At 47.9% G+C, this 10,163-nt stretch carries 8 protein-coding genes; 3 read left to right on the top strand and 5 right to left on the bottom strand.

Going from position 1 to position 10,163, the window contains the following annotated elements:
• Positions 1-258: 258 nt before the first annotated feature.
• Together LG384_RS10370 and dgcJ are read right to left on the bottom strand one after the other, a co-directional pair.
• Entirely contained in the window at positions 259-1,281 is a 1,023-nt protein-coding gene (locus LG384_RS10370) for a hypothetical protein (protein ID WP_225760866.1), read from the bottom strand.
• Positions 1,282-1,417: 136 nt separating this feature from the next.
• Entirely contained in the window at positions 1,418-2,935 is a 1,518-nt protein-coding gene (gene dgcJ, locus LG384_RS10365; protein ID WP_223306986.1) for a diguanylate cyclase DgcJ, read from the bottom strand.
• A gap of 269 nt (positions 2,936-3,204) precedes the next feature.
• Here dgcJ and LG384_RS10360 point away from each other — a divergent pair, with 269 nt between their 5' ends.
• The 3 genes from LG384_RS10360 (at position 3,205) to LG384_RS10350 (ending at position 7,275) form a co-directional block, all read left to right on the top strand.
• Positions 3,205-4,728 carry a cyclic diguanylate phosphodiesterase gene (locus LG384_RS10360; protein ID WP_045442358.1) on the top strand — a complete coding sequence of 508 codons (1,524 nt, stop codon included), beginning with the start codon at positions 3,205-3,207 and terminating at the stop codon, positions 4,726-4,728.
• 98 nt (positions 4,729-4,826) lie between these two features.
• Entirely contained in the window at positions 4,827-6,434 is a 1,608-nt protein-coding gene (locus tag LG384_RS10355) for an FAD-NAD(P)-binding protein (protein WP_225761294.1), read from the top strand.
• A gap of 100 nt (positions 6,435-6,534) precedes the next feature.
• Complete coding sequence (locus LG384_RS10350) at positions 6,535-7,275, top strand: substrate-binding domain-containing protein (protein WP_225760865.1); 741 nt, start codon at positions 6,535-6,537, stop codon at positions 7,273-7,275.
• Here LG384_RS10350 and LG384_RS10345 read toward each other — a convergent pair.
• The 3 genes from LG384_RS10345 to LG384_RS10335 are packed head-to-tail and all read right to left on the bottom strand — an operon-like array spanning position 7,244 to position 10,039.
• Positions 7,244-7,996, bottom strand: a complete 753-nt coding sequence (locus tag LG384_RS10345; RefSeq protein WP_225760864.1) for an ABC transporter ATP-binding protein — start codon at positions 7,994-7,996, stop codon at positions 7,244-7,246. The genes LG384_RS10350 and LG384_RS10345 overlap by 32 nt on opposite strands.
• A complete protein-coding gene (locus LG384_RS10340) occupies positions 7,993-8,997 on the bottom strand; it encodes an iron ABC transporter permease (RefSeq protein ID WP_225760863.1) in 1,005 nt (334 codons plus the stop codon). The genes LG384_RS10345 and LG384_RS10340 overlap by 4 nt, the downstream gene beginning before the upstream one ends.
• The gene (locus tag LG384_RS10335; protein WP_045442346.1) at positions 8,984-10,039 is read right to left on the bottom strand and encodes an ABC transporter substrate-binding protein; all 1,056 of its coding nucleotides are present in this window, start codon (positions 10,037-10,039) and stop codon (positions 8,984-8,986) included. Before LG384_RS10335 ends, LG384_RS10340 begins: the two co-directional genes overlap by 14 nt.
• Positions 10,040-10,163: the final 124 nt, after the last annotated feature.

Here is a 10,163-nt window from a genome sequence, read left to right as displayed (position 1 = left end):
AGTGAATCCCGATGAGCTCACTTCGGTAAGTGATTCGGGCGAACGAACGTAGCCAACGCCGAGGCAGCTTGAAGGATGCCGTGCATAAAAATATTATACTTACCTGTGAAACAGATAGGGAGCGCGACAAATGTCCATTAATGGGCATTTGATTAATTGAAAGTTAAATTATAAACAAGTCAACATTAAAACATGCGCCGCAAAAAACACGACAATACTACAACAAATCAACCCCTGTAGGTTCTCCTGTAGTGACCGTTATATCTCGATGCTGGACTTATTTGTCATGTTATCCAGAACTGTTTTAATTACCTGTTGTTCAAAATGCTCTGCATGCAGATATCTTTTTTCTTTATAATTTTTACTTGTATCCCGATCGGGTTGATGTAAAAAACATTCTGGAGGCGTACACGAGATAATTGCGTTAATTATTCCAACTGGCTGCGGATATTCAAAAAACAGCGAGCCGGAGCAATAATTATGGGTGAGTTGCCACTCGGACAATTCGTTCAGGAAACAATCCGACTCTGGTTTTGGTATTGCGCTGGCTTTATCGTGACCTAAAACAATAAAAGCAAGATTGTACAACCCATGTGCATATGGCCAGAACATTTTATTGAGCTTAGTGACACCAAACTCCCTTACTTGTGGAACACTTTTACAATATAGATCGAGTAGTGTTCCCGCTTCGGCAACGTTTCCATCAAGAAGTGCAATCAGGTATCGAATAGCCAGGAGATCGTGAGTGGCCTGCTTAGTCGCAAGTACCCTTTTTGCCCCTTCCCTTGCATCTGTTTCAAAGTCAGTACGTTTGTACCATAAAGCCATAACTAAATTGGTAATCGCTATTGTAACAGGATGACCATTGTCACTCAGACCACACTTTTCAGGTAAAAGAAGTGACACACGATAAAACATGCCGGCGGCAAGAATATCCAGGGTCGTCCATATATTGATGCAGTGATCGCATCCGGAATCCACACCCAACGTCACGTGCCTGACCATGGCAGACTGACGCAGGGCTGAATGTAGAAGTTCCATGTCCTTTGACTGTATCGCGGTTTTGTACCCCAATAACTCTGGCTTACCTTTCATGCGAAGCATAAAAAGCCATGAACTTACCTGCTCATGAAGGGAATAACCTTCGTGGCACTCATCATGAATAGCCAGGCACTCAGCTAAATAGTCATTCATGCTCATCCAGACAAGGGCATTTTTTACAGCCTCTTTTTCGTATTCTCGCTGGTATGCACGTTGATATTTAGGGGAAATAATAGCCATAAAAAACCTGCAAATTAGTAGCGTTAGCACTACTTTACGATAAAAAAGAGAAGCGATTATGATGAGTTATCACGTCGAAATCAGTCGCTTCCTTGCCCTTTACACAGCCTGCGAAAACGGTATTTATCACCCATCACTATCGGCGTTCCGCATATTTGCTACGTTTGTGTTGATACAGTAATTCGTCCGCTTTCAACATTGCAACTTCAAGCGTATCGCCTGGCTGCATCTGGTGCGCTCCCCAGGAGAACGCCACCAGTTTATCGCGATCAATAGTGAGCAATTGTTCCTGCACGCGATCGATAACATCACGCGACTTATTCAGTGAATAATCGATAAGAACCAGGCAGAACTCATCTCCCCCCAGCCGTATGCCATAATCACTTTTACGAATAGTATTTCCCAGCGCCAAACCCAGTGCCTGTATCGCTTTATCGCCCATATGGTGGCCAAGCGTATCATTTATTTTTTTGAGTCCATCGCTGTCAATCGCGATGATCGTGACAGGGATGTTGCGATCAACGAGCGCGCGTATTTTTTGCTCAAGTTCAGGCGTAATAACTTTTCTGTTATACAGGCCAGTCATCACATCCGTCACGTTATCCCGCGAAAGCGATTCCTGTCTGATTAACTGCTTATGCGCATATCGACATAATGTCCAGGTCCCCAGAACATACAAAATAAATAACCACAGATTAGCGATGATGACGTAGATAGCATCCAGTTTGACATGGAGGGTGTAATACTGGGTGATTTTGTCCTGGTAACTGATCAAACCAAAAGATTTGAGATCCGGGTTATGAAAAATAATATTCGCACCAGTTGCATTATCCGTAACATACAGAGACAGAAATTTCCATAGCAACGGCCGGTCAACTGTTTCGAATGAAACGATAAGATCGTTAATATTGATATCTGTAATCAGAATGCCTTTCACTTTATCTCCCAGGAACACTGGAGTAAGCATGCTGATAATATTATTTTGAGTATAACCATCCTGGTAAATATGAGACACAATGCTTTCCCCTCGTATCAGGTCATCCAGAGCGTTCTCATCGATGGTAATAGTATGTGCGCTGCGCGCGATATTAATGCTGCGACCATTATTAACTAACCAGTTACTAAAGGTATAGTCACGGGTATTAACCAGTTTATTGATGTAAATATAGTTATGTGAAAGATCTATGTAGTATCTGATATTCCTGAAAGCATAGCCGGTATAGTTTGAAAAACTGTACTTTTGTGAGACCGTACTCCCTGGACTTTGAATTATGGACATCGCGCCAATATCACGCCCCCACTCTGTACACGTTTTATTCTGAGTCTGTAAGGTCCCTTCAAGGTTTTTCATAGTTTTAGACAGAAGGTTAAACCCGTAGATGTTGCCCTCGTTTTCTACATGTCGACAGATCTCTGCCAGTTCACTATCAGTAAGGTTATCGGAGGATGTTCTGGAATAGAATTCCCGCGAAAGCCGACTGGCGATATTCTGATTAATTGACTCTTCATGGAATAGTGCCGATTTGCCATTTTCAGCGACATATCCCATATAATTCTGTAAATTTCGCGCTTCATGCACGGCCAGCGCGATGAACACTAAGGTGGTACAAACCACAGTCAAGATAATCGCACTAATATATTTTTGTCTCGACAAAATGGCTAACTCCTTGTTGTACCTCCAAGAAATAAGCTCAAGTATAGCATCAATCCATCCCTCGTGGCCTGCGGATAGGTACAACACAGCGTGGCGCTGTCAATCCGGCACGATGGCCGCGTGATACATAACTCAAACGATAAGAAATAGAGTAGAAATGTCGATGGGGTTATGGATATTTTTTATTCTGTCTACCATGCTTTGCCTACTCGTCAGTTAAGCGAGCCACTCATCCCCAGAGATTACGTCTTTTGGCCGAGGACACGACAATGCGCAGCATACTGCTTCCTCTAACACTCGCAGCGTGTCTTTTTGTTTTCGGCGTTTCTGTCCTGAATATTCAGCTCTGGTATTCATCCAGGGCCGATAGCCTTGCTGGCGCTAAATATGCAGAAAACAACATAAACAATATACTCGATGAGGCTACTCTGGCGACCAAAACGGCTAAGGACATCGTCGTGAAGGGTTGCGATCTGGAAGAACAATATCAGCTCGGCACAGAAGCTGCTCTGAAGCCTCACCTGCGGACCATTCTTATCATCAAAAATGGGGCAGTATGGTGTTCATCGCTGCCGGGTAATCGCGTGTTATTGACCCACATTCCCGTTGTGCCTGAAACAAACTTACTGCTGGCACCCGCCAAAAACACCGTCAACGGCCTGCCGGTACTGCTCTACCAGACACTTTTTGCAACGAGCCGTATTCTGGTCACCATCAGCGATCAGCATATTCGCGGAGCGCTGAATGTTCCGTTGAAGAGGGTTGCGTATTCACTACTCGTGGGAAATAACACCATCGGCCTGTCGGGAGATGTGGCAACAATAGACGCAAATACGCCACTAACCGGGCGAATTGACTCGGCTAAATATCATTACAGTATAATTTACAATCAACCGCCGCTGTTCAGCTTAGCCAGACTGGTCACTAAAGGTTCAGGCATACTGATATTCATCCTGCTGATATCCGGTATCGCGGCTTACGCACTGGAAAAATATTTGAACAAGAATGCGACGCCTGAAGAGACGTTACGCAAGGCAATCAGCAACGGAGAGATCGTACCTTTTTATCAACCGATCGTTAACGGCAAAACGTTGACGCTGCGCGGTGTTGAAGTATTAGCCAGATGGAAACACCCGAGAGCCGGATATATCTCCCCGGCGTCATTCATTCCAGTTGCCGAAAAATCCGGTCTGATAATTCCCCTGACTCAAAGTCTGATGACACAGGTCGTGACGCAGATGAATGTCATTGCCAGTAAGTTGCCCGAGGGATTTCATGTCGGGATTAACTTTAGTGCATCCCATATCACCTCCCCCACATTTGTTGAGGAGTGTCTGAAATACAGGGACAGTTTCAGACGAAATGATTTACATCTGGTTATTGAAGTAACCGAACGTGAACCCTTACATGTGGATGAACACCTCGTTCAGCGACTTAATGTCCTGCACGAAAATGGTTTCGTAATTGCCCTGGATGATTTCGGCACCGGCTATTCAGGACTTTCTTATCTTCATGATCTGCATATTGATTATATTAAAATTGACCAGAGTTTCGTTGGTAGAGTAAATGCCGATCCGGATTCAACCCGCATTTTGGATTGTGTGCTGGATCTGGCTCGTAAACTGTCGTTAAGCATTGTCGCCGAAGGGGTCGAAACGAAAGAGCAACTCGACTACCTGAACCAAAATAACATTACCTTCCTGCAGGGCTACTATTTCTACAAACCGGTAACCTTCACCGGACTGGTCAAAATTCTGCTGTCAAAAGCCAGAGCTAAGGTGATTGTCGAGTAAACGTATAAGCGATTAACTGTAATTCTATGTCACTGATTCAACACAGGCATAGCAAACAGCATTATTCGAAAGGTTTAAATAAAAACAGGCGGAGAATGATGAAAAAGATAGCAATCGTTGGTGCGGGACCTACTGGTATTTATACGTTATTCGCGCTGCTTAAGCATCAAACACCGCTGTCAATTACCCTCTATGAACAAGCCAAAGAAGCCGGGGTTGGTATGCCCTACAGCGACGAAGAAAATTCAAGGATGATGCTGGCAAATATCGCCAGCATTGAAATTCCCCCCATTATCTCGCCCTATATCGACTGGTTACGCCAGCAAAGTGAAGCACATTTAGCGCGTTATGGCGTTGAACATGGCTCACTGCACGTCCGCCAGTTTCTGCCGCGCATTCTTCTTGGTGAATATTTCCGTGACCAGTTTTTACAACTTGTCAGCCTGGCGGAAAGACAGGGGTTTAATATCAAAGTGAATGAATCCTGCCTGGTAAACGACATCCAGGCAACAGCGGAGGGCATTGTTGTTTGCACTGAGCAGGCTGCACCTGAACTATTTGACCTCGCCGTCATAGCAACGGGGCACGTTTGGCCTGATGAGGAGGCGCTAACTCGCACCTTTTTTCCCAGCCCGTGGACCGGTCTGATGGATGCATTAATCCCGGCATGCCAGATAGGGATAATGGGCACGTCTTTGAGCGCTCTTGATGCGGCAATGGCTGTCGTGGCGCAGCATGGCAGATTTGTGTCCGATAACGGGCAGCATATTCGCTTCGAAAAAGATGACAAAAGTCGGGATCTGCACATTGTACTCATGTCCCGCTCCGGCATTTTACCGGAAGCCGATTTTTACTGCCCTATCCCCTATGAACCGCTGTGTTTTGTTACCGGGGAAGCACTGGAAAAACAGATAGCCGACGGCTCAGAAGGCCTGCTCGACCGGGTCTTTGCGCTGATAGTAAAAGAAATTGAACATACTGACCCTGTATGGAGCCAACAGATCGCTCTGTCATCGCTCAATGCGGACAGTTTTACGCAGGCCTGGTTTGCCGCACGCAAAAAACACGACCCTTTTCAGTGGGCCGAAACTAACCTTGAAGAAGTTGAGCGTAATAAGCGTGACCGACGAACTGTCGCCTGGCGCTACACTATTCTTCGCTTGCATGAGGCCGTGCAGGAGATTGTTCCCTCACTCAATGAGAAGGACAGAAAACGCTTCAACAACGGACTTGCGCGCGTCTTTATCGATAATTATGCCGCCATCCCCTCACAGTCAATTCGCAGATTACTGGCACTGCGTGAAGCCGGGATAGTGAGTATTCTCGCCCTCGGCCCGGATTACCAGCTGGAGCAACAAGGTGCAGCAACCGTGATATCCGCTAACGATAAGGCGTATAAATTTGACGTGTTTATCGACGCCAGAGGACAAAAACCACTAAAAACAAAAGATCTGCCATTTCCGACGTTACGAAAACAGCTTCAGTCCACAGGCGAGGAATTACCGGATGTCGGTGAAGACTACACCTTGCAGGCACCGGATATTGTTCGTGGTCGTATTGCACTTGCCGCCATTCCCTGGCTGATGCACGATCAACCGTTCGTACAAGGTCTTACTGCCTGCGCGGAAATAGGCGACTGTATTGCGAAAGCTATTGTGCAACCGACAGTCCGTTTTCGTCGACGTTTGCCGTTCTATGAGACATGACTAAAACACACTGCTATTACCATCAAAAGAAGCATTATCGCGAGGTGGTAAGCAGGTATAGTTGTCTCCACCATCTTCTTTATCGCAGAGATCTGATCTTATGTCCGCTTCTGTTCCCCTCTTTGCTGCTGGCAGTTTACGGCCGGCATTAACCCCGCTGATAAGCCATTTCACCCGCCTGAGCGGAATAGATTTCACTGTTGAATATGGCCCGGCAGGTTTATTGCGGGAGCGAATTGAGGCCGGTGAACCGTGCGCACTTTTTGCTTCGGCAAATCGAGCACATCCCCAACAGTTACTGTCCAGTCGTAAAGCCCTATCCGTACAGACGTTTAGCCGTAATCAACTGATTCTTACCACCGCTCGTCCCGGCGAATGGCTGGATTTGCTGCGTGACCCCACCCTGCGTATTGGTACATCAACCCCCGGATGCGATCCCTGTGGCGATTATACCTGGGCCTTTTTCGAGAAGCTGGATTTGCTTGAAGCGGGTCTTGGGCAACAACTGCGCGAACGCGCCACTGCGCTGGTTGGAGGTCGCGACAGTCTCAACGTGCCAAAAGGCGAACTGGCCAGCGCATGGGTTATTCGTCAGGGATTTGCCGATCTGTTCATTGGTTACGCGCACTATGCGAAAACGCTGTGTGGGCAGCCCGATGTCCGTTGTGTTGCAATCCCGCCAGAACACAACGTTCAGTGCGAATATCAGCTTGCCATTCTCGACGCGTCTAAGGAGGTCATTGCGTTGGTTGAATTTATTCTCACCAGCGGCGGTCAGGAATTTTTAACCGCCGCCGGATTTTTACCCCTCAGCGATGGATCGCAAACAGGGGCGCAATAAACGGCGTCGGATGATTTTCCAGGCTTAATTTTCGCAGCGGCAATCCATAAGCCCTGTACAGATTATCTTCCGTCACAACGCTGTCTGTAGGACCGGCAAGCCATTTCCCCTGCGGTAACAGCAACAGCGTATGGGTTGCTATTTGCAGTGCATGCAGCGGATCGTGAGTGGAAAAGAGAATACAGCATCCTTGTCGATGGGCCAGATCGCTGATGAGTTGCAACACTACCTGCTGATTGGCTAAATCCAGTGCAGAACAGGGTTCATCAAGCAACAACGTCTGGCAATCGGTTACCAGTGCCCTGGCGATCATCACCAGCTGTTGCTGCCCACCGGAGAGCGAGCTAAACGAACACGCAGCAAGATGCGCAATGTTTAACTGTTCCAGCGCCTCAGCCGCCCGTTGCTTGTCCTGATGACGGGGTTGGGCAAACAGCTTCACATGTTGTGCTCGCCCCATAAGCACGACATCACTCACCGTATAGGGAAATGGTAGATGGGAATGCTGAGCGACAATCCCGGTTCCACCTTCACTTTCTATACTTCCACCAAGCGCAGGCAACGTACCGGTTAACGTGTCCAGCAGAGTGCTTTTCCCCAACCCATTACGCCCCAGTACGGCCCATATATCACCTTTCTCACAACGAAATGTGAGTGGCTCAAATAACGGCGTTTGGTAACCATATGCCAGTTGATCAACATACAGAACCGCAGATTTCATCGTTTTCTCCGACGACTGGACTGAATTAACAAAAAGGCAAATAGCGGCGCACCGAGCAATGCGGTAATGATCCCCAGAGGTATTTCCGCCGACATCAAGGTACGCGCAATATCATCTACCGCAATCATAAAACCGCCCCCCAACCAGAAGGCGCAGGGAAGTAATCGACGATGATCGACACCCACCAGCAGTCGCGCCAGATGCGGAATAACCAGCCCAACCCAGGCAATGCTGCCGCTGACAGATACCTGTGCCGCGACTAAAAACGCGCAGCAGACCAGCACACTGCGTCGCAGAGGAATCACCGCCACGCCGAGCGCTTTAGCGTCTTTATCATTGAGTGATAACAGGTTTATCCGCCAGCGCAACTGGTACAAAATTGTCGCCGCGATACTGACCGGAACGGTCAGCATCAGCACTTTATGCCAGTTGGCCGTCGCAAAACTACCCAGTAGCCAGAACACAATATTAGGCAATGTTTCTTCGGTATCGGCCTGATATTGAATCAGACTCACCAGTGCCGCAAAAAAACCACTCAAAATGATACCTGACAGGATCAGAACAAGCGTATTCTCCAGTCCCTGGAGCGCGGCAATGGCGTACACCAGGATTAAGGCTGCCAGACCGAAGAAGAACGTTGAGCCCATCATCAGCCACGGATCCAGCCCGAGCAGAATAGCCAGCGTGCCGCCAAAAGCTGAACCGGAAGTTACCCCAATAATATGTGGGTCAACCAACGGGTTATGAAACACCCCTTGCAAGGTGGCGCCACACAGCCCAAGGGCTCCCCCCGCTAACAATGCCATCAGAATACGCGGAAGTCTGACAGTCCAGATGACCTGATTTGCAATGCCCTGAGTGTCGGAATAATGGCTAAGCTGATAAAACACATCGCCCAATGACAATGGATAATGTCCAAGACACAGCGAGCCCACTCCCAGCAACAGCACAGCCGTTATGAGGATCGGTTGCCAGGATAAAATGCGCTTACTTACCAGCATCAGGCTGCCAGTTCACACGATAAAAACGTTGGTAGTACTCCTGCGCCTGCGCATCAACATTCACGTTTTTATAGGCATCCGGGTAGAGTTTTTTTGCCATCCATAACTCACCAATCGCCAGTGCTTCCGGCATCGGATATCCCCAGGCTTTAGCGTATTCAGGCATCAGCCAGACACGATGGTTTTTCACCGCATCAATTCCCTGCCAGTTGGGATCGTTTTGGATCTCAGCCACCACCTGCGGATAGCGATCCTGAACAAAAACGACCTGCGGGTTCCACTGTAATACCTGCTCAAGCGAAACCTGCCGCGCCCCTTTAACACTCGCAGCCGCAACGTTTAGCCCGCCAGCGTGCTGCATCATCAGCCCGGTGTACTTCCCGGAACCATAGGTCATGAGATCGGGGTTAGCCATATAGATACGGACTTTTTGCGCTTCAGGAATATTAGCAACCGGTGCATTAAATTTTTCCCTCGCCGCAAAAACGTAGTTAATCAGCGATTCAGCCTGGGATTTGCGCCCAACCACATCAGCAATCAGCCGAATGCCCTGCTTTAACCCTTCGTTATAGACCTGTTCCTCGTCGGCCATTGTCGGGTTCATTTTGTTCTGTTGCCCGTCAATATCCTGGCGTAACGAGATAGCCACCACCGGAATACCGGCATTCTGGATCTGCTGGATCATCTCCGCTGGCGCATAGTTGGCAACGAACACCACCTGCGGATGAATCGCCAGCAAACTTTCAATATTCACGCTGGTGAGATCGCCAGGCGTTGGCAATGAGGTAATCGTTGGCATAAAGCGGGCAAACTCAGGGCCAAGCTGTTTTTTCCAGCTCGACATGACACCAACAATTGACTGTTGAGCATCCAACTGAACCAGAATATTCAGCGTCTGGTGTTGCAGCACAACCACCTTATCGACGTGGTCTGGTAGCGTGACCTGACGGCCTAGCTGATCGGTGACACTGCGGTCTGCCTGCGCGGAAAACGCAAACAACAGGCTGGCACAAACCAGCACAAAAGAACGAAGAGTTAACATAGATACCATCTGGAAAGGGAAAAACGATATGCATTAGATTATATAACGATGTGACTGGCAACCCATTATCTATAAATCGAGCCATTCAAAAGATGAAGATCAATTTATGACGTGAAACAGGCAG

It is taken from the genome of Citrobacter sp. Marseille-Q3906, assembly GCF_916618775.1.
GTDB classification, from domain to species: Bacteria; Pseudomonadota; Gammaproteobacteria; order Enterobacterales; family Enterobacteriaceae; genus Citrobacter; species Citrobacter murliniae.
The sequence above is the reverse complement of the archived record's forward strand: the minus strand, read 5'-3'. Positions and strand labels throughout refer to the sequence as shown.

Coding starts and splice junctions, on each gene's coding strand:
- LG384_RS10370 (WP_225760866.1), bottom strand. CDS start 1,281: ATGGCTATTATTTCCCCTAAATATCAACGTGCATACCAGCGAGAATAC.
- LG384_RS10335 (WP_045442346.1), bottom strand. CDS start 10,039: ATGTTAACTCTTCGTTCTTTTGTGCTGGTTTGTGCCAGCCTGTTGTTT.
- LG384_RS10345 (WP_225760864.1), bottom strand. CDS start 7,996: ATGAAATCTGCGGTTCTGTATGTTGATCAACTGGCATATGGTTACCAA.
- LG384_RS10340 (WP_225760863.1), bottom strand. CDS start 8,997: ATGCTGGTAAGTAAGCGCATTTTATCCTGGCAACCGATCCTCATAACG.
- LG384_RS10360 (WP_045442358.1), top strand. CDS start 3,205: ATGCGCAGCATACTGCTTCCTCTAACACTCGCAGCGTGTCTTTTTGTT.
- LG384_RS10355 (WP_225761294.1), top strand. CDS start 4,827: ATGAAAAAGATAGCAATCGTTGGTGCGGGACCTACTGGTATTTATACG.
- LG384_RS10350 (WP_225760865.1), top strand. CDS start 6,535: ATGTCCGCTTCTGTTCCCCTCTTTGCTGCTGGCAGTTTACGGCCGGCA.